This is a genomic window from Chelatococcus reniformis (assembly GCF_014640075.1).
GTDB classification, from domain to species: Bacteria; Pseudomonadota; Alphaproteobacteria; order Rhizobiales; family Beijerinckiaceae; genus Camelimonas; species Camelimonas reniformis.
Window position 1 is genome coordinate 74,423 of sequence record NZ_BMGG01000009.1, and the last position, 23,612, is coordinate 98,034.

Below are 23,612 nucleotides of genomic sequence, written 5' to 3' on the forward strand. Positions count from 1 at the left end.
GGTCTAAAAGCGTGAGCTTCGGGCGTCGACGGCCGTGCCGGCCGGCGGCGCCGCTTCGCGCACGGAACGCCCGCATGTCCCGCACCGTCGAATACTTCTTCTCGCTGGCCTCGCCCTGGGCCTACATCGGCTTCAAGCCGTTCCGCGCCATCGTCGAGCGGCACCGGCTGGAGGTCGCCTACAAGCCGGTCGGCCTGGGTTTCGTGTTCGATCGGACGGGCGGCCTGCCGTTGGGGCGCCGCCACCCCGCAAGGCAGCGCTACCGCATGGTCGAGTTGCAGCGCTGGCGGCAGCGCCGCGGCCTCGATTTCGCGCTTTCGCCCAAGAACTGGCCCTTCGACCCGACCTTGGCCGACCGCACGGTCATCGCCCTGCTGCACGCCAGGCGCGATCCGACGCCTTTCCTGGCCCTGGCCCATCCGGCGATCTGGGAGAAGGAGGAAAACCTCGCCGACGAGGCGGTGGTGGCGCGGCTGCTCGGCGAGGCGGGCGTCGAGCCGGCGCCGATCCTCGCCGCCGCCCGGGGCGACGCGACGGAGGTGATCTATCTGCTCAACCTGGAGAACGCCGTCGACAAGGACGTCTTCGGCGCCCCGTCCTATGTCGTCGACGGCGAGGTGTACTGGGGCCAGGATCGTCTCGAGCTGCTCGACGACATGCTGACGAGCGGACGACAGGCCTTTCAGGCAGAACCGGCGGCGTAAGCGCGCCGGCTCATACTGCCGTGCCGCTTGCTGCCCCGACGCCGAATATCGTCCCGGGCGGATGCTGAGCCGACAGCCACGAGATGCTGCGGCGAGCGGCCGGCGGCAGGGCTACTCGGCCGCGATGCGGGCCGCCCGCCACTGGGCCAGCAGCGCCCGCAAGGCAGCGGGTTTGAGCGGCTTGTTCAGCACGTGCACGTTCTTCTCCAGCGCGCTGTCACGCACGTCCGGCGAGCGGTCGGCGGTGAGCAGCACGGCGTTGAAGTGGTGGTTCATCTTCCAGCGCAGCGCCACGATGGCGTCGAGGCCGTCGCCGTCGTCGAGGTGATAATCGGCGATGACCACGTCCGGATGGTCGTAGGTGTCGCGAATGACCCGCTGGGCCTCTTCCACGCCGCCGGCGGTCATCACCTTGCAGCCCCAGCCGGCCAGCAGGGTGCGCATGCCGTCGACGATCGCCGGATCGTTGTCGATCGCCAGCACCTTGAGGCCGGCCAGCGGTGCGGCAGGGCTCGGCTCGCCGGCAGCCGCCTTGCGCCGGCCGGGCAACGGCACCGCCGTCGGCAGCACGACCGCGAAGGTGGAGCCGCGCCCGGGCTCGGATTTGAGCGTGACCGCATGGTTCAGCACGCGGCCGATGCGCTCCACGATCGACAGGCCGAGGCCGAGGCCCCGCGCCTGCTTGGCGCCCTGGTCGAGCCGGTGGAACTCGCGGAACACCGCCTTCTGCTTCGATGTCGGGATGCCGAGCCCGGTGTCCCACACCTCCACGCGCAGATGGCCGCGTTGACGGCGGCAGCCGATCAGCACCTTGCCGCTCGGCGTGTATTTGATCGCGTTCGAGATCAGGTTTTGCAGCAGCCGCCGCAGCAGCCGCCGGTCCGAGCGCACCGCGAGCGAGGATGGCACGAAGGCGAGCCGCAGCCCCTTCTCGTGCGCCATCGGCTCGAACTCCCGCTGGAGCTGGCGCAGCACATCGTCGATGGCGAAGATCGACAGTTCGGCCTTCATCTGGCCGGCGTCGAGCCGGGACATGTCGAGCAGCGCCGTGAGGATCTCCTCGACCGCATCGAGGGACGCGTCGATGTTCTCGGCCAGCGCGCTGTCGCGGCCGGTTCGGTCCCGCTCGACCAGGGCGGTGGCATAGAGGCGGGCCGCGTTGAGCGGCTGGAGAATGTCGTGGCTCGCCGCCGCGAGGAAGCGCGTCTTGGAGAGGTTGGCCTCCTCAGCCTCGGCCTTGGCACGGGTCAGCGCCTCGTTGAGCCGCGTGAGTTCCTGGGTGCGCTCGTCGACGCGCCGCTCCAGGGTCTCGTTGGCGCGCGCCTGGGCCTCCTCGGCCGCCACCGTCTGGGTGATCTCCGTATAGGTGGTGACGTAGCCGCCGTCGGGCAGATGGTTGGAGCGCACCTCGATCACCTTGCCGCTCGGCAGCAGCTTGACCCGCATCGGCTCGCCGTCGCGTACGATGCTGGCGAGCCGCGACGCCACCAGGTCGTCGACGTGGCCGGGGCCGTAGCTGCCGCGCCGGGCGTTGAAGGAGACGATGTCGTCGAGGCCGACGCCCACACGGACCAGGTCGCGGGGCAGGCTGTAGAGATTCTCGAAGGCGCGGTTCCAGGCGACCAGACGCAGGTCCTGGTCCAGCACGGTGATCCCCTGCTCGGCATTGTCGAGCGCATGCTGGAGCACGTCGCGGTTGTACTGGATCGCCGCCGACGCATCGTCGAGCAGCTTCATGGCCTTGCGCGAGGAGAAGCTGCCGCGGTTGACCAGCATCGACATCACCAGACGCGAGGAGGCCGCGCCGATGGCGGAGGCGAGCAGATGCTCGGCGAAGCGGATGGCGTGGATGTCCGCCGCGTGGGGCCCGCGGCTGCTCGTCTCGCGGCTCGCATCGAAGCTGTCGAAGGCGTGGTCGGTACGCTCCTGGCCGAGATAGCGGGCGATGGTGGTGCGCAACTCGTCATAGCTGGCGGTGGCTCTGCCGTGCGTGAGGCTCTGGCCCATGCGCGGCTCGGGCGAGACGAACACGTTGGCCTGCAGGCGCTCCATGGCGGTGGCGGGCCGCATCAGCGAGAAGCCGATGTAGCAAGCGATGTTGATGCCGAGGCTCCACATCACTCCGCCGGTGAGCTCGCCGGGTTGGATGCCGAGCAGGAGCATCGGATTGATGATGGTCAGTCCGAACGGACCGCTCAGGAAGGAGCCGGTGTCGCTGCCCGGCGCCGCCAGCGACGGCAGCAGCAGGGTGTAGGCCCACATGGCGATGCCGGCCGTGAGGCCTGCGACGGTGCCGAGCGATGTGCCGCGCCGCCACACGAGGCCGCCGATGAAGGCCGGCGCGATCTGCGCCACGGCAGCGAACGACAACAGCCCGATCGACGCGAGCGCCGCCTCCTCGGCGACCCGGTAGTAGCCGTAGGCGAGGAGGATGACGCCGAGAATCGCCAGCCGCCGCACGACGAGGACGAAGCGGCCCATGTCGGCGCTGCCGCCGATGTTGGCGCTGCCCGGCTCGTCGGTGCCGAAGGCGCCGACGGCGGCGCGCCGCCGCAGCACGAGCGGCATCACCAGGTCGTTGGATATCATGATCGCCAGCGCCACGGAATCGACGATGACCATCGCGGTCGCCGCGGACAGCCCGCCGATGAAGGCGATGAGTGCGACCGTGCCTGCGTTGGCATGCAGCGGCAGCGCGAGCACCGTCATGTCGCGGTCGGTGCTGCCGGGGAAGACGAGCTCACCGGCCAGCGCCAGCGGAATGACGAACAGGTTGATGAGGCAGAGGTAGGCGGTGAAGGTCCAAGCCATGCGGCGCACGTCCTGGGTGCGCCGGTTCTCCACGACGATCATGTGGAACTGCCGCGGCAGCAGCAGGGCCGCGCACGACGACAGCAGGATGAAGGTGAGGAAGCTGGCGGGACCCGACGTCCGCTCAAGGAAGGCGCTCCGGGTCGCGGCCTCGGCCCTGTGCACGATGTCGGCGACGCCGTCGAACATGATGTAAGCGACGAAGAAGCCGACGATCAGGAAGGCGATCAGCTTGATCACCGATTCGATGGCGATGGCCAGGACCAACCCGTTCTGGTGCTCGGTTGCGTCGATGTGGCGGGTGCCGAAGGCGATGGCGAAGGCCGTCAAGCCCGCCGCGACGATCAGAGCGACCGATCCGCCGCCGTCTCCCGCCGTCGCGAGCGAGCCGGTGTCCAGCGCGCCCAGGAAGGTCGTCAGCGAGATGGAGACGGCCTTGAGCTGGAGGGCGATGTAGGGGATGGCGCCGAGCACGGCGATGAGGGTGACGACGGCCGCCACCTTCTCGCTCTTGCCGTAGCGGGAGGCGACGAAGTCGGCGATGGAGGTGATGTTCTGCGCCTTGGCGAGGGCGACGATGCGCATCACGAAGCGCCAGCCGATGCCGATGACCAGGACGGGGCCGATGTAGATGGTGAGGAAATCGAGCCCGGAGCGGCTGGCGAGGCCGACCGAGCCGTAGAAGGTCCACGACGTGCAGTAGACGGCGATGGTCAGGGGGTAGACGGCGGCGCGCCAGCGGCCGTCGAACATCTCGCGGCTGGACGTGTCGCCGATGTGGGCGATGGCGAAAAGCGCGCAGAGGTAGGCCAGAGCCGAAAGTACCACCACCCAGCTGTCGAGCATGGGCTTGCTGTCCTCTCTGGCGTTCCGGGTGCGCGGCCGGCGAGCAGGCGAGCACCCCGGACTACGAGGAAGGGGAGCATTGCTGTGTGATCAGGTGACCATGCCCGATCAAGCGAATGCTCTATTCGAATTGCGCGCTATCTTAGCGGGGACGCGTCGCTCGCACCATCGCCTGATGGTAAACGAGCGGCGCGTGCGCGATGGCGCCGGCAGGCGGTCCCGCAGCCCAATCTGGCAAGGAGAGTGTGCGAATGTTCAATGAGTTCAAGAAATTCGCCATGCGCGGCAACGTGGTCGACCTGGCGATCGGCGTGGTCATCGGCGCCGCCTTCGGCAATATCGTCAATTCCCTCGTCGCCGACGTGTTCATGCCGATCATCGGCTGGATCACGGGTGGGCTCGACTTCTCGAACTACTTCGTCAAGCTGGGCCACGACGTGACGGCGCTCTCCTACGAGGACGCCAAGAAGCAGGGCGCCGTCATCGGCTACGGCCGCTTCATCACGCTGGCCGTGAATTTCTTGATCGTTGCTTGGGTGCTGTTCCTGGTTGTGCGCGGGATCAACCGGCTGCGGGCGGCCGAGCCTGAGCCGGAGAAGGTCGAGGAGGCGCCGGCCGACATCAAGTTGCTGGCCGAGATCCGGGATCTGCTGGCGGAACGCGGCACACCGGCACCCGCTCCGATCGTGCCGCCGAAGACGGCGTGAGCCCGGCGGCGGACCTACGTGTCTCTGGCATGGAATGGCCGGGCGTGACCCGGCCATTCGTCGGTTGAGAGCGTTAATGGAAGTCCCGCGAGCGGGGCAGCAGACGGACGTTGCGGGGGTGGCCGCCCGGTGCACGGGTGTCGGCGAGCAGGTCGCTCGGATCGGGCTGACGCGCCAGGTCCCCGAAATCCTTTGTACGGTCGACGAGGCGGTCGGCGACCAGGTGAACGATGTCCTCCTTGCTGCGCTGGATCCGTCCCTCGACCATCAGCACGCGGCTGGTCATCACCTCGCGGCGGAAGCGGGCCATGGTCCTGGACCAGATCACCACGTTGACGATGCCGGTCTCGTCCTCGATCGTCATGAAGATGACGCCCTTGGCGCTGCCCGGTTGCTGGCGCACCAGCACCACGCCGGCCGTGCGGCAGACGCGGCCGTCGGCGGCGGCCGCCACCTCGGCGCAGGCGAGCACCCGCTCGCGGGCGAGCCGCGGTCGCAGGAACTGCATGGGGTGGCCCTTCAGCGACAGGCGCAAGGTCTGGTAATCGGTGCTGACCTCCTCGTAGAGCCCCATGGCGGGCAAGCCGGCATCGGCATCGGCGCCCCGCTCGTCGACTTCGGCGGCCGCGAACAGCGGCAGCGCGGTCTCGTCGGGCAGGCGGCGCACGGCCCATAGTCCGTCACGGCGATTGAGGCCCAGCGAGCCGAAGGCGTCGGCATCGGCGAGGAGCAGCAGGGCGCGCTTGCCGAGGCCGGAACGGCGCGCCACGCTGTCCAGGTCGGGATAGCCGTTGCCCCGGAACGCCGCGAAGCGCTCCATGGGGATCTGGCTCAGCCCGTCGATCTGGCGGAAGCCGATCCGCAGCGCCAGCTTGCCCTCTTCGCTGGGCTCCAGGGCGTTGTCCCAGACGCTCGCGTTGACGTCCACGTGACGCACCTCGACGCCGTTCTCCCGGGCGTCGCGGACGATCTGCGCCGGCGCGTAGAAGCCCATCGGCTGCGCATTGAGCAGCGCGCAGGCAAACGCCGCGGGGTGATGGCATTTGATCCAGGAGGAGACGTAGACCAGCTTGGCAAAGCTCGCCGCGTGGCTCTCGGGGAAGCCGTAGCTGCCGAAGCCCTCGATCTGCTTGAAGCAGCGCTCGGCAAAATCCTGTGCGTAGCCGCGCTCGACCATGCGGCCGATCATCTTGTCGCGGAAGGTGCCGATGGTGCCGACGTTGCGGAACGTCGCCATGGCACGGCGCAATTGGTTGGCCTCCTCGGGCTTGAACTCGGCGGCGACCATGGCGAGTTGCATCGCCTGCTCCTGGAACAGCGGCACGCCCAGGGTTCGTCCCAGCACGGCCTTGAGCTCGTCGGCAGGGCCGTAATCCGCTGAAGGCGAGGGAAAGACGACTGGCTCGATCCCTTGCCGCCGCTTGAGGTAGGGATGCACCATGTCGCCCTGGATCGGCCCGGGCCGGACGATCGCCACCTGGATCACCAGGTCGTAGAATTTTTGCGGCTTCATGCGCGGCAGCATGTTCATCTGCGCCCGGCTCTCGACCTGGAAGACGCCCAGCGACTTGCCCGCCGACAGCATGGCGTAGACTTCCCTATCGTCTTCCTCGACGGTGGCGAGGGTCTTTCGCGGACCGCCGGTCTGGGCGATGAGGTCGAAGGCCATGCGGATGCAGGTCAGCATGCCGAGCGCCAGCACGTCGACCTTCATCATGCCCAGCGCATCGATGTCGTCCTTGTCCCATTCGATGAAGGTGCGGTCGTCCATGGCGGCATTGCCGATCGGCACGTAGGTGTCGAGGCGCCCGCGCGTCAGCACGAAGCCGCCGACGTGTTGCGAGAGGTGGCGCGGAAAGCCGATGAGCTCGCTGGCCAGGGCCACCGCCTGGGCGATGGCGGGATTGGCGGGATCGAGCCCGGCCTGGCGGATGTGCTGATCGGGTAGCGTGCCGCCGCCGTAGCCCCAGACCGTGCCGGCGAGGGCGGAGGTGATGTCCTCGGTCAGCCCCAGCGCCTTGCCCACCTCGCGGATGGCGCTGCGGGCCCGATAGCTGATCACCGTCGCGGTCAGCCCGGCGCGCGCGCGCCCGTAGCGGGCATAGACGTATTGGATCACCTCCTCGCGCCGCTGATGCTCGAAATCAACGTCGATGTCGGGCGGTTCCTTGCGCTCGGAGGAGATGAAGCGGCTGAACAGCAACTGGTGCTGGTGCGGATCGACGGCGGTGATGCCGAGCACGTAGCAGACGGCGGAATTGGCCGCCGAGCCGCGCCCCTGACAGAGAATTTGGGCGCTGCGGGCGAAGCGCACCACGTCGTGGACGGTGAGGAAGTAGGCGGCATAGTCGAGCTCGGCGATGAGCTCCAGCTCCTTGGCCAGGATTTTGCGCACCTTGTCGGGTAAACCTTGCGAATAGGTCTCCTCCGCCCCGGCCCAGGTCAGGTCCTCCAGGTGCTGCTGCGGCGTCTTGCCCGGCGGCACGGGCTCGTCGGGATATTCGTAGCTGAGCTCGTCGAGGGAGAAGCGCACGCGGCCGAGCAGGCGCACCGTCTCGGCCAGGGCCTCGGGTCGGTCGGCGAACAGGAGCGCCATCTCCTCCGGCGTCTTCAGATGCCGCTCGGCGTTGGCCTCCAGCAGGCGGCCGGCGGCCATGACGGTGACGTGCTCGCGGATGGCGGTCAGCACGTCCTGCAACGGGCGTCGCTCGGGGCTATGATAGATCACGTCGTTGGTGGCGATTAGCGGCACGGCGGTGTCCGCCGCGAGCCGGGCCAATGCGGCGAGCCGGCGCCGGTCGTCGCTGCGATGGAGCAGGGAGGCACCGAGCCAGACGGCGTCCGGCGCCAGGCGGGCCAGCCGCTCCAGCGGTTGCCGCGTCTCGGCGCCAGGCCGAGGTGGCGGCATGACGATCATCAGCTGACCGGCTGCATGCGCCGCCAGGTCGTCGACGGTGAGATGACATTCGCCCTTGGGCGCGGCCCGCTTGCCCCTGGTGAGCAACTGGCACAGCCGGCCATAGGCAGCCCGGTCGGACGGATAGGCCAGGATGTCGGGCGTCCCGTCGGTGAAGAGGAGGCGGGCGCCGACGACGAGCTTCAGGCCGGTCTGAGGCATCTCCTTGTGGCGCATGGCGGAATGGGCCCGCACGATACCGGCCAGGGAGTTGCGGTCGGCGATGCCGATCCCTCTCAGGCCGGCGTAGGCGGCCGCCACGACCAACTCCTCCGGCCGCGAGGCGCCGCGCAGGAAGGAGAAGTTGGTGGTGACGCCGAGCTCGGCATAGGGCACGGCCGAGGTCCTGGCCGGCTGCCGGGGCTGGGGAAAGGGCAAGGTCGGCTTGCCATGCGGTTCGCCGCTCATCCGAACAGTCCATGCAGGAACCAGCGCCGGCCGCCGCTTTCCGGCCCGGCAGGGTCGTCACAGCCTTCGCGGAACAGCCAGAAGCGGTGGCCGGCCTCGTCTTCCACCCGGAAATAGTCGCGGAAGGGGAGCCGGCCCGCCGTGCGCCACCAGTCGAGGGCGATGCGCTCGGGCCCTTCCGCCTTGACCACCTCGTGCAGGCAGCGGCGCCAGCGGAAGCGGGCGGGCGGCCCGTCGGGGTGGCTGCCCAGGCCGGGCCGCGGCTGGGCCTGGATGGGGTGGGGGGGATCGAACAGGCGCAAGGGGCGGGCCGGGGGCTCGGTCGCTCCGCGCATGGCCTGCCATGCGGCGGTCGCGCCCGGTGTTAGCCGCACCGCAGCTCGGCCGACATCGATGGCCGGCACAGGAAGGGCCGTGGCTTCCGGCACATGGGTGTCACCCGGCAGGAAGCGGACGATGCGGCGGGTGCCGAAGCGGGCGCCCAGCCGGTCGATGAGGGCGGTGAACGACCGTTCCGCCTCCGCGCCGCCGCCGAACGCGCCGGCCGCCGTGTCGAGCGGCTCGACCACGAGAGCGGCGAGGCGGATGAGATCGAAACCGAACCCCGGATCGAGCGGATCGGCGAGCGCCTCCAGCCGCTCGTGCAGCAGGCGGGCGATGACGGCGGCGTCGCGGGTGGGGCGGCTGGTGTCGGCGCTGAGGCGGGTGAGGGCGCCGTCGCTGCGGAAGAAGGCGGCTTCGACCCGGCGTGCGCCCTGGCCGGCCCGTTCCAGGTGGACCCCGAGATCCCGGGCGAGGCCCGCGATGGTGGCCGCGATGATGGCCGCGTCGGCGACCGGCTCGGCGAAGCGCTGGCCGATGCGGAAGCACGGCGGCGGCCGGCGCGGCGACAGCGGCACGTCGCCCACGCCGCGAAGGCGGTCGAGCGCCGTGCCGACGAGGGCGCCGAAACGCGATGAGAAGATGGCGCGGGGACGGTCGGCGAGGTCGGCCACCGTGGCGAGCCCGGCCCGCCGGATCGCCTGGGCCACGTCGGCCGGCAACCCGAGTGCCGCGGCGGGAAGGGGGGCGACCGCTTGGGCCTCCGTGCCGGCCGGCACGATGGTTCCCGGCCGATAGCGGGCGAGGGCCCGCGCGGCCCCGATGCTGCCGGCGAGCGCCACGGCGGCCGTGAAGCCACGCCGTGCCATCGCCTGGGTGATGTCGGCGATCAGGGCCTCCTCGCCGTCGAAGAGATGGGCACCGCCGCTCATGTCGAGCAGCAACCCGTCCGGCGGCTCGATGGCGACGAAGGGGGTATAGCGGTCGCACCAGTCGGCAATCGCCTCCAGCAGAGCCTGGTCCGCCGCCGGGTCGGCTTCGACGACCTTGAGGTCCGGGTGGATGGCGCGGGCGCTCGTCAGCGGCAGGCCGCGGCGGATGCCCAGCCGAGCGGCGGCGTCGTCCACGGCCGTCAGCCGCAGGGCGTTATCGATCTTGGCCACCACCACGACCGGGAAACCGTCGTCGGCTGAGGAGGGGGCCTGCCGTCGCCGACCGGCCCGGAGCAGGGCCAGCCGTTCGACCGTCAGTTTCGGCAGCCAGAGGGCCAGGATCCGCCGGGCGGAGGGGGAGAGGGAGGGACATGCGGGTGCCATCGTCGATTGCCTCGGAAGGGGGAGCGCGGAAACGGCGCCCGTCCCCGTCCCACTCCATCGTCCAGCGTCCGTCACGGCCACCGCGGTGGCGGGCCAGGGTGGCGGTAAAGGCGGGGTTGCCGAGCCATGGCCACCGCCGCCGGGTCGCCCCCGTCGAGGACGGGGCCGCCTCGATCAGCCAGCGCGTCTCGGCGGCGCTCGGCACCGGGGCGCCATCCAGGCGCAGCGTCAAGGCGGTGACGCCCGAGGCGGCGGCAGCGAGCGCCAGCTTGCGCGTCGCGGTCAGGTCGAGCAGGGCGGCTGGGCCGGAACTCTCCAGGACGACGGCGGCGAGGCCGCCGCACCCCAGCGCGTCCGCCGCCGCCCGCAGGCCATCCAGCGGGCGTGGAACCCGCACCATCACCAGAACGCCGGGGTCGAGACCCCATTCGACCAGGCCGGATGCGAACAGGCCGCCCCATTCCAGCTCGCAGAAGTCGTCGCGGATCCAGAGCAGCCGCGGGCGGCCGGCCGGCGCCAAGGCCGACAGCACCCGTTGCGCCAGCCCGACGGCAAAGCCGGTGGCGGCCGGCCCGTCCGCTGCGGCGGCAAAGATCTCGTGCACGGCCGCTGTCCTGAGGCCGCCTTGCAGGACCTGATCCGCCTCCTCCAGGCCCAGGCCGATACGGATGGTGGCGAGCGGATCGGTCCCCCCGGCGCCCGGCCCGGATGCCGATCCGTTCGTCCAGTCCCAGCCGGTCGCAGGCCGGCCTTCCAGACGACTGATGGTGTGCCGCAACTGGGCGAGCGCCGAGGCTTGCACGGGAGCTGTCGTCCTGATTGTTCATGTTATGTTCTAGGGTACGGGAAGCCGGGAGCGAGTCAATCGCGACCATGACCGCGCGCCAGCCCATGGGCTGCGGCCGCTCGCTCCCGCCCGAACAGACGCCAAACCGCAAATTCACCGGCCATTCACCACGCGCGCGCATTCTGAAGGGGCTTTGCCGCGAAGCGCTCCAGGTAGGAGGGGCGATCCGGCAAACGGTGAAAGGAGTTTTCAGCGATGAACAAGACGCTCGGTCTGTCCGCCCTGGCAGGTGCCATGCTCTTCGCTTCGGGCGCTTTTGCCTTCCCCGCAGCTCCGCTGTCCGGCGGCGGCGTTGCCGTCGACAACGGCCTCGTCACCCAGGTGGCCCAAGGCTGCGGCCCCGGCGGCTGGCGCGGGCCCTACGGCGGCTGTCGCTATGGCCGTCCGGGCTGGGCCTACCGGCCCGTCCGCTGCTGGATCCGCCCGACTCCCTGGGGGCCCCGTCGCGTCTGCCGCTGAGGCGCGGCAACAGGTCTGGCGCTGAACGGGAGCCCTTCGGGGCTCCCCTTGCACGGGCGTTATTTGAGCGGCTCACCATGACACGCCCCTTGGTGCCAGGGCGCATAGATGGGCGTGGCCTTGCCGCATTTGTCGCAGGCCGCCACGCTGGCGCCGACCAGCATCAATATTCCGGCCCGCAGCACCAAGCGCCTCGCGCGGCGACGGATTGAACCGCACGCGCTCGCCGCTTCCGTCGCGCAAATCGGCCTGTGCTGCATCGGGCAACGCTCCTGTCCAGGGCGCTTATACACGTCCATGCCGGTTCCTACAGCCGTTCGATCAACGCCATCGCGGCATGCGGCGCGCGCTCCTTGGCGCCGTTGATCATGAAGATGAATACATCGACCGGCTCGGGCGCCGGTGCCCGGCTCGCCTCGCCCACGTGCGGCAACTCCGCGGGGGTGGCGCCGCTCGCCCAGGTGCGCGCCCGGGCGGCCCACTGGTCGAGCTCGTCCGGCGCATAGCCGGTCGGCTCGTCCGCACGCGCCTGCTGGAGGCGGGCGTAGACGAAATCGGCGGTGCGATCCGCGGCGGCCGGATATTTGGCGGAATCGGCATAGACCACCGCCACGCCGCGCTGGCGCAGCAGATCGAGAAGGTCCGGGTTGAGGAAGCTCTCGTGGCGAACCTCGAGCGCATGGCGCACCTTGAGCCCGTCGACGCTCGCCGGCAAAAGCGCGAGGAAGCGGGCGATGTCCTCCGGATCGAAGCGCTTGGTCGGCGGCAATTGCCACAGGATCGGCCCGAGCTTGGCGCCGAGTTCGGTCGGACCGCTGGCGAAGAAGCGCTCGATGGATTCGCCGCCCTCGGCGAGGACGCGCCGGTTCACCGCAAAGCGCGGGGCCTTCAGCGAGAACACGAAGCCATCAGGGCTCTCGTCGGCCCATTTGCGGTAGCTCGCCGGCTTCTGCGATCCGTAGAAGGTGCCGTTCACCTCGATGGCGGTCACCTGGCGGCTGGCATGGGCCAGTTCGCGCGCCACCGGCAGCTTCGGCGGATAGAACGTGCCGCGCCAGGGCTCGAAGGTCCAGCCGCCGATACCGACCCGGATCATGTCATCCTCCCTGGAGCGCCTCGCGAGCGGCCGGCTCTAGCGACGCCTGCCTTGCGCGTCCGTGCTCTGTGGCTCGAGAGGCGCCGTGTCCGCCTCGCTGACGGCCTGGCTGCTCGGCTGCCCATGCGCGCCCTGGGGCAGCGGGATGGTGCTCGCCATGTTGCTGCCGAGCCGCTCGAACTGGCCGCCCAGGCCCTCGCGCGTGTGCGGATCGATGATGGCGATCGGCGCGGAGATGGCAAGGCTGGCGGCGCTGCCCACCGTCGAGGCGGCGCCGACGGCGACCTGGCCCAGCCGCTCGCCGAGGCCGCTGCGACCATCGTTCAGCGTCTGGCCCTCCACCAGGCGCTGGCCGATCATCCGCACCACGTCGGGCGATTGCGCGAACTTGCCGTGCTTCACACGGTCGTCCGTCTCGACCTTGGTGAGGTCGACTACGGTGATCTGATCGCGGTCGAGCACGGTCCGGTAAGGTTCGGCCTCTGCATTGATGGCGCCCAGGCGCGGCTGCCCCCAGACTCGGCGGGAGACGGCGAGCGCCTGGTCGTCCTGCGAGATGAAGATGGTCACGGGCGGTCGTTGCGGCCCGATCTCGGCGATCTGCCGGCGGAACACGTCGAAATCGACGTCCGGCGCCGCCAGCATGATGCTGTTGATCTTCGGCGAGACGCGGCCGTTGCGGATCGCCATCTGCCGCAAGGCTTCCAGCGTCACCCAGTTGCCCATGGAATGGGCCAGGATGGCGACCTCGCCTACGTTCTTGTCCTTGGTGACGGCCTGCAGCAAGGCTTCCAGCGCGTCACGGGAGTAGCTGCCGCTCTCGTGGTCGTAGCCGTAGGACAGCAGCTGGCCGCGTGACGGCCAGGTGAACAGCACGGGCACGGCCGGCGCGCCGGAATCGTGGACGATCTGGGCGAAGCGGTACACCGCCTCCTCGAAGCGGGTGTTATAGCCGTGCACGAACACCAGGACGCGCCTCTTGGGCGTGTGCCGCACCCGCGCATCGAAGCTGGCGATCGCCTCGGCCCGGTCGAGCTCGGTGGCGCTCACGGTGACAAAATCGGTGGCCGGGTTGCCGGGCAGCGATTTCGGCCACTGCACGTCTCCCACCTTGCGATTGCCGGCCGGTGGAATCGAGACCGTGATATCGGCGAAACTCGTGGCGCGTCCGCGCTCACCCGTGAACATTTCGCCGGGGGCGGCATTGCGGTCGCTGCGCGTGGTGGCAACGAGCAGGGTCACTTCGCTGGTGCCGGGCGCCGTCGCCGCGACCGGGATGAGCACGTTCTTGGGCCGGCCGGCACAGCCACCGAGCCCCAGGGCCGCAGCGAGCAGCAACGCAACAAGGGAACGGCGCATCATCGGCCCAAAATGCTCGTCGGGTTGAGATCAGGCTTTTGCCACGGTCTTTCGTTTGCGGCACCTGCGCCCGGTTGGCAACGGGTCGGCCCGGCCCTACGGGCGAAAGCCGCCGGCCCGTGCCCTTTGAGCAACCATCCAACTCAGCCGCGTCCGATGGCTGGCTATTCCGATCGGCGTAAGGCGCTCCATCCCACCCGATCAGACAACGCCATCCGATCGCGAAATGCCCTGGTCGCACCCGTGCGTCGGCACGGCTGCCGCGTCCCTCTCGAAGCGCGCCGGCCGCACCGGAGGGATCAGCACCGAGGCGGAGGCGGCGAGCACCAGCGCCAGCCCGATCCAGTCGGTGACCAGTGGCACCTCGCCGAGCAGGAAGATGGCGCCGATCATGCCGATGGCCGGCACCATGAGCGTGCCGATGGCCGCGACGCCGGCCGGAGTCCTGACCACTACCTGGAACCACAGGAAGGTGGCGACGCCCTGGGCCAGGATGGCGTTGTAGACGAGCCCGAGCACGCCGGGCGTGACGCCGTTGAAGGTCGGCGGGACGTGCTCGAACAGCAGCATGCCGGCAATGAGGAAGACGGCGCCGCAGGTGACCTGCCAGGTGGCGGCGACGATGGGCGGCGCGGCGATCGGGAAGCGCTTCATGCACACCAGCGAGGAGGCCCACGCCAGCGCCGACAGGAACGCCAAGCTGACGCCGAGCGTCGCCGTGCCGTGATGAATGACCGGCAAGGCGAGCACGATGAGGCCGCCTGCGCCGAGCGCCAGCCCGATTATCTTGCGCCGGTCGAGCGGCTCGTCGAGGAACACCACGGCCAGCAGCGTCGTCCAGATGGGCATGGAGAAGGTGATGATCGCCGTGCGCCCCGTCGACATGTTCATCTGGGCAAAGGCGTTGAGGATGTTGACCCCGGCGATGCCGGAGAGGCCGGGCGCCGCGATCCGCCACCACTGCGACGGTGCCACGCGCAAGGAGTGGCGCTGCACCGTCGAAATCAGCATCAGCAGCAGGCTCGCCCCGGCGAGCGACAGGGCGCGCATGGTCCAGGGGCCAAACTCGACGAGCGCCATCTTCACGATCGGCCAGTTCAGGCCCCAGATGGTGCCGATGAGCACGACGAGGGCGACATGACCCCGCGCGGGATGTGCGTGCATGAATGGCCGATCGCTCGAAGGAGATGCAACGACAGCGTGCGCTCTTATGCGCTGTTCGGCCCAACGTCGCAAATGCGTTCGGCGCGCAACGAGCCCCCGAGCGATGCAGCGGCGGCGCCCGATCGTGCCTCTTGCCTATTCGCGCGGGAGCGTGAAACCTGCGCCTCAACGAGGCTCGATGATCGGCCCGACAGCCTGCAGGGGAGGCCGCCATGGCGGTACGCTACTACGATTGGATCGCCCATCATGCGCGCCGCACACCGGCGAAGCTCGCTGCGGTCGACCTCGCCAGCAACCGTCTGTTCAGTTACGAGACGATGAACGACCGGGTCGGCCGCCTGGCCCGGCACCTGCGCGACGTGCACGAGGTCCGCGTCGGCGACCGCGTCGCGGTGCTGGCGCTCAACAGCACCGACATCTTCGAGGTCCAGTTCGCCTGCGCCCGCATCGGCGCCATCTTCGTCCCGCTGAATACACGGCTGACGGTCCCGGAGCTCGAATTCATCGTCTCGGACGCATCGCCCCGGCTCATGATTCACGATGACGATCTGGCCGATACCGCGGGGCAGGTGGCTGCCCGTTGCGGCGTGCCGGCGGTCTGCCAGGTCGGAGGGGGCGGTGACTACGAGCGCGGCATTGCGTTATCGTCGGCCTTGCCCGCGGAGGAGGGCGAGATCGTCAGCCACGACGACGTCTCGACCATCATGTACACCTCCGGCACCACGGGCCGGCCCAAGGGGGCCATGATCACCCACGGCATGACGTTCTACAATTGCGTCAACCTGGGCAGCATCGCCTACGTCACCCCGTCTACCGTCCAACTCGTCGTGCTGCCCCTCTTCCACACCGGCGGGCTCAATTGCTACGCCAACCCGGTGTTCCACGTGGGCGGCACGGTGCTGGTGATGCGGGCGTTCGATCCCGGCATGGCGCTGCGGCTGATCGGCGAGAGGGCCTACGGGCTGAACCTCTTCTTCGGCGTGCCGTCGATCTACCAGTTCATGGGCCAGCACCCGGCCTTCGCCGAGACGGACTTCTCGGGGCTCGTGGTCGGCGGTGTCGGCGGGGCGCCGATGCCGGTGCCGCTGCTCAAGCTTTGGGAGAGCAAGGGCATCGCCCTGATGCAGGGTTACGGCATGACCGAGACGAGCCCCTCGGTCCTGGCGCTCGACAATATGGACGCGGCGCGCAAGGCCGGGTCAGCCGGCAAGCCCGTGCTGCACACCGAGGTGCGTGTGGTGCGCGAGGACGGCAGCGATGCGGACGCCGGCGAGATCGGCGAATTGTGGGTGCGCGGCCCCAATGTCACGCCGGGCTATTGGAACCGGCCGGAGGCGAACAAGGCGGCGATCACCGACGGCTGGCTGCACACGGGCGATGCCACACGCGTCGACGAGGAGGGCTATTACTACATCGTCGACCGCTGGAAGGACATGTACATCTCCGGCGGCGAGAACGTGTACCCGGCCGAGGTGGAGGACGTGCTCTATCAGCTCGCCGCCGTTGCGGAAGCGGCGGTGATCGGCATTCCCGACGAGACCTGGGGCGAGGCAGGCATGGCGGTCGTCGTGGTCAAGCCCGGCCAGGAGCTCACCGAAGCCGAGGTGATGGCCCACTGCCGGGCCAATCTGGCACGCTTCAAATGCCCGCGCGTCGTGAGCTTCGTGGCGGCGCTGCCGCGCAATGCGACCGGCAAGGTGCACAAGCCGACGCTGCGCGGCCAGTTCGCCGACGTGACCGTCAAGGGCGACCCGGCGCCGGCGGCCTGACCGTGGCGGGCCCCATGCGGAGGGCCGCTCCAGCGACGGCATGTGCGTCACGCAGGGGGCCTCCGCCGCGCCCGGGGCGCTTGCCGGCTTGCCGCCCGGCGCTCCGCGCGACATAACCCCGGACGTGCCATCGTCATCCACCGAACCGAAATTCGCCGTGCCGAAGCCTGGCAGTGAAGCGAGTCCGCGTGAGCGTCTTGCGGCGCTGTGCGATGGCTTCGCGCGGCTCGCTCCCGATGTGGCCCATGCCGAGCTGAAGCGCGCCGCGGTCGCGATCGCGCTGGTCGGCGACCCCAGGCAGCCAGGCGAGCTGGCGCTGCTGCTCACGCGGCGGGCCAAGACACTGCGCTCCCACGGCGGCCAATGGGCTCTGCCCGGTGGCCGTTGCGACCCCGGCGAGACAGCCATCGAGACGGCCTTGCGCGAGCTGCACGAAGAGCTGGGGCTCGAGCTGGCGTCCGACGCCGTCCTCGGCCAGCTCGACGACTATCCCACCCGCTCCGGCTACGTGATGTCGCCGGTGGTCGTCTGGGGCGGGGCCAGCCCGGCGCTGGCGCCCAACCCGCTCGAGGTCGCCTCCGTGCACTATATTCCGCTCGCCCATATCGCCATCGAGGACGCCGTGACCTTCGTCACCATCCCCGAGAGTCCGCGCCCGGTGGTCCGCTTCCACCTCAACGGCAGCCATCTGCATGCCCCGACGGCAGCGGTGATCTACCAGTTCCGGGAGTTGCTGGCCGGCCGCACGACCCGCGTCGCCGAGCTCGAGCAGCCGGTCTTCGCCTGGCGTTGAGCGGCTCTTATCCGGCCGATTTCACTCTTCGCCGCAGCATGAGGCGTCTATGGTGCGCGCCCGGAGTGGGTCCTGAGCCGTGGCTCCTGGGGAGGATCAAGGAATGTCGATGTTGCCGACCACAAAGCCGGAAGAAGTGGGGTTCTCCGCCGAACGCCTGGCGCGCCTGACGGCCGCGCTGCGGGCCGAGGTGGACCGTGGCCGCCTTCCCGGCGCGGTGACGCTGATCGCCCGCTACGGCAAGATCGCCCACTTCGAGGCGATCGGGGTGCGCGACCCGGCGAGCGGAACGCCGATGCGGACGGACTCGATCTTCCGCATCTATTCGATGACCAAGCCCATCGTCTCGACCGCGGTGATGATGCTGGTCGAACAGGGACGCCTCCTGCTCTCCGACCCGGTGTCGAAATACATTCCCGCCTTCGCCAAGACCAAGGTCGGCATCGAGCGCGACGGCGAGATCGAGCTCATCGATCCCCTCCGCCCCATGACGGTGCAGGACCTGCTGCGCCATACCTCCGGCCTCAGCTACGAATTCCTGGCCGGACCGGCGCTGGCCAAGCTCTATGCCGACGCCAAGATCTACCGGCGCAGCTGGTCCAATGCCGAGCATGCCGAGGCGCTGGCGACGCTGCCGCTGATCCACCAGCCGGGCACGCATTGGGACTACAGCCGCTCGACGGACGTGCTTGGACGCATCGTCGAGGTCGTGACCGGACGGGCGCTGGGGGCTTTTCTCCAAGACGACATCTTTGCGCCGCTCGGCATGGTCGACACCGCCTTCTCGGTGCCCGAGAGCGCCCACGACCGGGTCGCGGAAGCGTTCCCTCGCGATCCCGACACGAACGATCCGGTGCGCCTGATCGACGTGCGCACACCGGCGGAACTCGAATCGGGCGGCGGCGGCCTGGTCTCCACGGCCCTGGATTACGCGCGCTTCCTGCAGATGCTGCAGAACGGCGGCGCGTTGGACACGGTGCGCCTGCTCAGCCGAAAGACCGTGGGATTCATGGCATCAAATCACCTCGGCCCCGGGGTGAAGATCAGCTCGGACCTGCTGCCGGAAGGCTACGGCTTCGGGCTGGGCTTCGCCGTCCGCCTCGATGAGGGCATTGCCGCGGTGCCGGGTTCGGTCGGCCAGTATTTCTGGGGCGGCATCGCCGGAACCACCTTCTGGATCGACCCGGAGGAGGAGTGCTTCGCCCTTTTGATGGTCCAGGCGCCTGGCCAGCGCGACGAACTCCGCCAGCTGTATCGGAACATGGTGCACGCCGCCTTCGGCGATTGAGGGCTTGCGAGGAACCGTTGCACGAAGCCGCGCATTGTCCGGCTGCTCCCTCTTGCGGGAGCAGCCGGATGAAGCACGATTGCAGTGAAACACCGGCGGCGCTGGCTGACCGGGCTTCGACGCTGACAGTCGTCCCGGCCAGTCACTCTGCCTTTGAAAGCCTCGCCAATGCAGACGAAAGAAAGCCGTATCCGCGAAAGGGCGTACCAACTCTGGTGCGAAGAGGGCTTCGCGCCAGGGCGCGAGCTCGACCACTGGATCAGAGCGCGTGATTCGATCGAACTGGAGGACAAAGAGGGAACCGCCACGTTGCCGCCTCCGGTGCAGGCAGACGGCGAAACGGCTCGAACGGAGGCGGAGCCAGCCCTTGCCATTGAAAACCAGGGCGAGTTCCCGACGTTGACAGATCAAGGTGAAGGTCAAGCCGCGCCCGCCCGGCCGTCGGCAGTTGAAGCCAAGTCTCCGCCCGAGCCCAGACGGCCGCGCCCGTCGGAGCGCGCACGGGGACGGGCGGGCCTCGACTAGCTCGAGCTCAGTTTGCGTGTTCTCCCGCTCCCGAAGCCGCCTGTCGGGTTGACTGGCGCGCACGACGGCTTATGTGGCAGAGGGCCGGGGTGGGGACGACCTGTCCAGGCGCAGCCGGCAGCCCCCACGGGCCGTCATCCAGGTCGACAGACCACAAACGGCCGAGGTGTTTGCCGGTAGGCGAATGCCTTGTCAGCCCTTGCGCTCTTCGGGCGGCGGACCGCATGGACCAGTATTGGCCTGAGATCATCGCCGGCGCGAAGATCGTTTGGATTGATCTGATTCTCTCCGGCGACAACGCGGTCGTGATCGCGCTCGCCTGTCGCGGTTTGCCCGAGCGCCAGCGCAAATGGGGCATCGCTCTCGGCGCGCTTGCGGCGATCTTGCTGCGCATCATCTTCGCGCTGCTCGTGGTTCAGCTTCTCACGATCCCGTTTCTAAAGGTCGCCGGCGGGTTGCTGTTGCTGCGCATCGCAGTCAACCTCGTCGCAGGGCACGACGACAGCCATGGCGATATCCGCGAGAGCGGCAAGCTGTGGCAGGCGATCTGGACCGTCGCGGTGGCCGACGCGGTGATGAGCCTCGACAATGTCATCGCCATCGCCGCGGTGGCGCAGGACCACGTGGGCATGCTCATCTTTGGGCTCGCGCTCTCGATTCCCCTCATCGTGCTTGGCGCCAATCTCCTGCTCAATCTGCTCGGCCGTTTTCCCTTTCTCGTCTGGGCCGGCGCCGGCCTGCTCGGCTGGGTGTCGGGCACGATGATGATCACCGACTATTGGGTTGTCGGGCAGATCGGGCAGGACGCCGTCCACACGTGGGAGAGCGTTGCCGGTGCCGCGGGCGCGGTGCTGGTGCTGGCCGTCGCCTACGCCGTGCTCAAATCACGGGGCCGGCCCGTCAGCCTGCGTCCACCCGCCTGACAGCGCGCCGCGCCGTCCTGCGCGCCAACTTCCCGGCCTCCTCCGCATAGGCTCTTGCCGGGTCAGGACAGGCGAGCGTGTCAGCTCAATCCTTGAGGCGCTCCAGGATCCGCTTGGCGAGCATGTCGCGGACGGCGCGATAAGCCTCCAGCACCTGTTCCCGCGAGCCTTGCGTTGCCGTCGGATCGGACGTCGGCCAATACTCCACGTCGATGGCCGAGGTACGCGTCAGTTCCAGCGCCGCGTGATGAGCCTCCGGCGCCAGGGTGACGATCAGATCGAAATTCATGCCCTCGTCGTCGGCGAGCTCCTCCAGGCTTTGGGGCTTGTGCTTGGCGGCGTCGATGCCGATCTCGTCGAGAGCGGCCACGGCAAAGGGATCGAGCTCGCCTTTGCGCACGCCGGCCGAGCGGATGTAGATCGACTTGCCGAAATAGTGGCGAGCGATGGCCTCGGCCATGGGTGAGCGCACGGAGTTCAGCCCGCAGGCGAAGAGAAGGGCCTGAACGCGGTTGCCGGCCGCGTCGCTGATCAAGGCTCAGCCCTTCCAGTGCAGCGCGAAGATCAGGGTGAACAGGCGGCGCGCCGTATCGAAGTCGATCGTCAGCTTGCCGTCGAGGCGCTCCGCCAACAGCCGTGCGGCCTCGTCGTGCAGGCCGCGCCGGCCCATGTCGATCGCCTCGATCTGCTGCGGCGTCGCCGTGCGGATCGCCTCGTAGTAGCTGTCGCAGATCAGCTCGTAATCCTTGATGACCTTCCTGAAGGGCGTCAGCGACAGGTGGTGGGTGACGATGACGTCCTCGCCCTCGTTGCGCACCTCGAGGAACAGCCTCTTTTCGACCATGCCGATGAGCAGGACGTAGGGACCGCCGTCGTGGTTTGGAACGGCGAAGCTGTTCAGCTCCATGATGTCCCAGATGGCGACCGAGCGCTCATGCTCCTGGTCGGGCGAGCCTCGGCCGATGGACGCGTCGTCGAGCTTGACCGCGACCAGACGGTCACGGGGCTTCTCCGCAGCGGGCACCGGATCGTCGCTCATGGGCCTGCCACCTAGAGGTTCAGCCGGATGGAGACCGAGCGGGCATGGCCGTCGAGCCCCTCGGCGGTCCCGAGCGCGATCGCGGCGGGGCCGAGCGCGCGCAGGCTGTCGGGACTGCACTTGAGGATCGACGTGCGCTTCATGAAGTCGAGCACGCCGAGGCCCGATGCGTGGCGCGCCGAGCGCGCCGTCGGCAGCACGTGGTTGGGGCCGCCCACATAGTCGCCGATCGCCTCCGGCGTATGGGCGCCCAGGAAGATGGCACCGGCATTGCGCACGCGGGCGGCCAGCACCTCGGCATCGCGGGTCTCGATCTCCAGATGCTCCGGCGCGATCGCATCGATCAGCGGTACGGCATCGTCGAGATGAGGAACGATGACGATTGCCCCGTAGTCGCGCCAGCTCGCCGCCGCGATCGCGGCGCGCGGCAGGGTGGCGAGCTGGTGGGCGAGGGCGCGTTCCACCTCGTCGGCGAGCGTCGGGCTGTCGGTGACGAGGATGCACTGCGCCGCCTCGTCATGCTCGGCCTGGGCCAGAAGGTCGGCGGCGAGCCACGCGGGGTTGGCGGTTTCGTCGGCCACGATCAGCACCTCGGAGGGGCCAGCGATCATGTCGATGCCGACGGTGCCGAACACGCGGCGCTTGGCAGCGGCTACATAAGCGTTGCCGGGGCCGACGATCTTGGCGACTGGCGCGATCGTGGCGGTGCCGTAGGCCAGCGCCGCCACCGCCTGGGCGCCACCGACCCGGTAGATCTCATTCACTCCGGCGAGGCGCGCCGCGGCCAGAACGAGCGGGTTGAGGGTATCGTCCGGGGTCGGCACCACCATGACGATGCGGGGCACGCCGGCGACCTTGGCCGGCAGCGCGTTCATGAGCACCGACGAGGGGTAGCTCGCCGTCCCGCCCGGCACATACAGGCCCACGGCGGCAATGGCGCTCCAGCGCCAGCCCATGGTCACGCCGGCGTCGTCGGTGAACAGCTCGTCCGTCGGGCGCTGGCGGGCGTGATAGGCCTCGATGCGCTGCTTGGCGAGGGCCAGCGCCGCCAGAGCGTCGGGAGGGCAGACCGCCTCCGCCCGCGCGAGCTCCGCTTCGGTGATGCGCAGCCGGCCCGTAACGTCGCAGCGATCGAGGCGGGACGTGAGTTCGATCAGCGCGGCGTCGCCGCGCGCGGCAACGTCGGCCAGGATCGTCCGTACGCGCTCGTCGACGTCTTCCGAGACCTCGCGCTTCTGCCCGAGCAGCGTGGCGAAGGCCGTAGGGAAGCCGGGCGCCTGGGCGTCGAGCCGAATCGCCATCTCAAGCCTCGTCGATGGAGTGCGAGGGGCGGCTGGCGGCCTCCCAGGCCGGGCCCAGGTCCCGCAACTGCGCCTCGATGCATTCCACCTCGACGCGAAGGGCCCCTCCTCCGGCGAACGTGATCAAGATGGCGCCCGACGGAGCATCGGTCGCCTCGAACGTGAGCGCCAGGGCGCAGAGCACGTCGCGCCCCGCGCCGATGCCCTGATGGACGACGCGTTGCACGCGGTCGAAATGGAGCCCCGTCAGCCGCCGCCGCGGCTGGTCGGCCGGTGCGCTCCAGTCGAACCGGCGCAGCACCAGCACCAGCTGCCGCTCGGTCTTGCGCCAGGAGATGTCCTGGGGCCGCAGCACGGCATCCTGCAGGTGGGCGGACAGCACCGAGAGGTCGTCGGCATCCAGCGCCAGAAGTGTCAGAAGCTCGGCCGTCATCGTAACGCTACCATGGGCGGTGTGTATCGGGCGCATAGGCAGGGTGCAACAGTGGCATGATTCCCTCTACAGTCCTGACCGATCTTCGATTCGGCCACAGTGTGGCGCCATAACGCAGGAGACGACACGATGATGCTGGCCCGCGTCTTGGCGGCGACAATTGCGCTGGTGCCGATCGCCGTCGTCACCGCCGCACCGGCCTCCGCCCAATACTACGGCGGCGGAGGCTACTCCGGTGGATATGGCGGCGACGACGACTATCCGCCACCACGGCGCTATCGCCAGCCAGCTCCCGACTATCCCCCGCCGCCGCCCGGTTATCGCCCGCCGCCGCCAGGATACCGGCCTCCGCCCCCGCCGCCTCCCGGTCCCGGCTACGGCCGGCGGGGCGGGGGCGGCAGCGTCTGTGTCACCTCGCGGGGAAGCTGCCCGACGGGGATGATGTTGCCGCGCAACGCGCCTTGCGCCTGCGAAATCCCGGGGTTCGGCAAGAAGCGCGGCGCCATCGGCTACTAGAGCTCGTAGCTTTTTGAAACTGGCGCGCCCA

General features: G+C 69.2%; 20 protein-coding genes. 9 read left to right on the forward strand and 11 right to left on the reverse strand.

Translation table 11 applies throughout. The features are described 5' to 3' along the window. Window positions 1-74: 74 nt before the first annotated feature. Window positions 75-704 (forward strand): 2-hydroxychromene-2-carboxylate isomerase, encoded by a 630-nt coding sequence (locus tag IEW34_RS23095; RefSeq protein ID WP_188611594.1) that lies wholly within the window; start codon window positions 75-77, stop codon window positions 702-704. Between the two features lie 111 nt (window positions 705-815). On the opposite strand, the gene IEW34_RS23100 is transcribed toward IEW34_RS23095, so the two are convergent. After that, entirely contained in the window at window positions 816-4,361 is a 3,546-nt protein-coding gene (locus tag IEW34_RS23100) for a PAS domain-containing hybrid sensor histidine kinase/response regulator (protein WP_188611595.1), read from the reverse strand. A gap of 251 nt (window positions 4,362-4,612) precedes the next feature. Between IEW34_RS23100 and mscL the strand changes: the two genes are divergently transcribed. Continuing rightward, a complete protein-coding gene (gene mscL / locus IEW34_RS23105; protein WP_188611596.1) occupies window positions 4,613-5,068 on the forward strand; it encodes a large conductance mechanosensitive channel protein MscL in 456 nt (151 codons plus the stop codon). A gap of 73 nt (window positions 5,069-5,141) precedes the next feature. On the opposite strand, the gene IEW34_RS23110 is transcribed toward mscL, so the two are convergent. The 3 genes from IEW34_RS23110 to IEW34_RS30700 are packed head-to-tail and all read right to left on the reverse strand — an operon-like array spanning window position 5,142 to window position 10,871. After that, a complete protein-coding gene (locus IEW34_RS23110; RefSeq protein ID WP_188611597.1) occupies window positions 5,142-8,432 on the reverse strand; it encodes an error-prone DNA polymerase in 3,291 nt (1,096 codons plus the stop codon). Beyond that, a complete protein-coding gene (locus tag IEW34_RS23115) occupies window positions 8,429-9,916 on the reverse strand; it encodes a Y-family DNA polymerase (RefSeq protein WP_244642159.1) in 1,488 nt (495 codons plus the stop codon). The genes IEW34_RS23110 and IEW34_RS23115 overlap by 4 nt, the downstream gene beginning before the upstream one ends. Continuing rightward, entirely contained in the window at window positions 9,900-10,871 is a 972-nt protein-coding gene (locus tag IEW34_RS30700; RefSeq protein WP_244642160.1) for an ImuA family protein, read from the reverse strand. The genes IEW34_RS23115 and IEW34_RS30700 overlap by 17 nt, the downstream gene beginning before the upstream one ends. 240 nt (window positions 10,872-11,111) lie before the next feature. Between IEW34_RS30700 and IEW34_RS23120 the strand changes: the two genes are divergently transcribed. Then, window positions 11,112-11,375, forward strand: a complete 264-nt coding sequence (locus IEW34_RS23120) for a GCG_CRPN prefix-to-repeats domain-containing protein (RefSeq protein WP_188611599.1) — start codon at window positions 11,112-11,114, stop codon at window positions 11,373-11,375. Window positions 11,376-11,682: 307 nt separating this feature from the next. Here the strand turns inward: IEW34_RS23120 and IEW34_RS23125 are convergent, their stop codons facing one another. From IEW34_RS23125 to IEW34_RS23135, 3 genes are all read right to left on the reverse strand, one after another. After that, the gene (locus tag IEW34_RS23125) at window positions 11,683-12,471 is read right to left on the reverse strand and encodes a DUF72 domain-containing protein (protein WP_188611600.1); all 789 of its coding nucleotides are present in this window, start codon (window positions 12,469-12,471) and stop codon (window positions 11,683-11,685) included. Between the two features lie 36 nt (window positions 12,472-12,507). Continuing rightward, complete coding sequence (locus IEW34_RS23130; RefSeq protein ID WP_188611865.1) at window positions 12,508-13,830, reverse strand: alpha/beta hydrolase; 1,323 nt, start codon at window positions 13,828-13,830, stop codon at window positions 12,508-12,510. A gap of 201 nt (window positions 13,831-14,031) precedes the next feature. Next, window positions 14,032-14,994, reverse strand: coding sequence for a DMT family transporter (locus IEW34_RS23135; RefSeq protein WP_188611601.1), 963 nt, complete (start codon window positions 14,992-14,994; stop codon window positions 14,032-14,034). A gap of 212 nt (window positions 14,995-15,206) precedes the next feature. Between IEW34_RS23135 and IEW34_RS23140 the strand changes: the two genes are divergently transcribed. The 5 genes from IEW34_RS23140 (at window position 15,207) to IEW34_RS23160 (ending at window position 20,292) form a co-directional block, all read left to right on the forward strand. Beyond that, window positions 15,207-16,763, forward strand: a complete 1,557-nt coding sequence (locus tag IEW34_RS23140; RefSeq protein WP_188611602.1) for an acyl-CoA synthetase — start codon at window positions 15,207-15,209, stop codon at window positions 16,761-16,763. Window positions 16,764-16,920: 157 nt separating this feature from the next. Beyond that, window positions 16,921-17,556: an NUDIX hydrolase gene (locus tag IEW34_RS23145; RefSeq protein ID WP_373288304.1), complete on the forward strand. Its 636-nt coding sequence runs from the start codon at window positions 16,921-16,923 to the stop codon at window positions 17,554-17,556. Window positions 17,557-17,665: 109 nt separating this feature from the next. After that, window positions 17,666-18,844 (forward strand): serine hydrolase domain-containing protein, encoded by a 1,179-nt coding sequence (locus IEW34_RS23150; protein ID WP_244642161.1) that lies wholly within the window; start codon window positions 17,666-17,668, stop codon window positions 18,842-18,844. A 168-nt stretch (window positions 18,845-19,012) separates the two neighbouring features. Then, window positions 19,013-19,369 (forward strand): DUF2934 domain-containing protein, encoded by a 357-nt coding sequence (locus IEW34_RS31150; RefSeq protein ID WP_188611605.1) that lies wholly within the window; start codon window positions 19,013-19,015, stop codon window positions 19,367-19,369. A 224-nt stretch (window positions 19,370-19,593) separates the two neighbouring features. Beyond that, window positions 19,594-20,292: a TerC family protein gene (locus IEW34_RS23160; RefSeq protein ID WP_188611606.1), complete on the forward strand. Its 699-nt coding sequence runs from the start codon at window positions 19,594-19,596 to the stop codon at window positions 20,290-20,292. Window positions 20,293-20,377: 85 nt separating this feature from the next. On the opposite strand, the gene IEW34_RS23165 is transcribed toward IEW34_RS23160, so the two are convergent. The 4 genes from IEW34_RS23165 to IEW34_RS23180 are packed head-to-tail and all read right to left on the reverse strand — an operon-like array spanning window position 20,378 to window position 23,065. Continuing rightward, window positions 20,378-20,827, reverse strand: a complete 450-nt coding sequence (locus IEW34_RS23165) for an arsenate reductase ArsC (RefSeq protein ID WP_373288305.1) — start codon at window positions 20,825-20,827, stop codon at window positions 20,378-20,380. 3 nt (window positions 20,828-20,830) lie between these two features. Next, the gene (locus tag IEW34_RS23170) at window positions 20,831-21,331 is read right to left on the reverse strand and encodes a UPF0262 family protein (RefSeq protein WP_188611607.1); all 501 of its coding nucleotides are present in this window, start codon (window positions 21,329-21,331) and stop codon (window positions 20,831-20,833) included. Window positions 21,332-21,342: 11 nt separating this feature from the next. Continuing rightward, window positions 21,343-22,632 (reverse strand): histidinol dehydrogenase, encoded by a 1,290-nt coding sequence (gene hisD, locus IEW34_RS23175; protein ID WP_188611608.1) that lies wholly within the window; start codon window positions 22,630-22,632, stop codon window positions 21,343-21,345. Window position 22,633: 1 nt separating this feature from the next. Next, window positions 22,634-23,065: a DUF2948 family protein gene (locus IEW34_RS23180; RefSeq protein ID WP_188611609.1), complete on the reverse strand. Its 432-nt coding sequence runs from the start codon at window positions 23,063-23,065 to the stop codon at window positions 22,634-22,636. A gap of 129 nt (window positions 23,066-23,194) precedes the next feature. Between IEW34_RS23180 and IEW34_RS23185 the strand changes: the two genes are divergently transcribed. Further along, on the forward strand, window positions 23,195-23,581 hold the full coding sequence (locus IEW34_RS23185; RefSeq protein ID WP_373288306.1) for a hypothetical protein: 387 nt from the start codon (window positions 23,195-23,197) through the stop codon (window positions 23,579-23,581). Window positions 23,582-23,612: the final 31 nt, after the last annotated feature.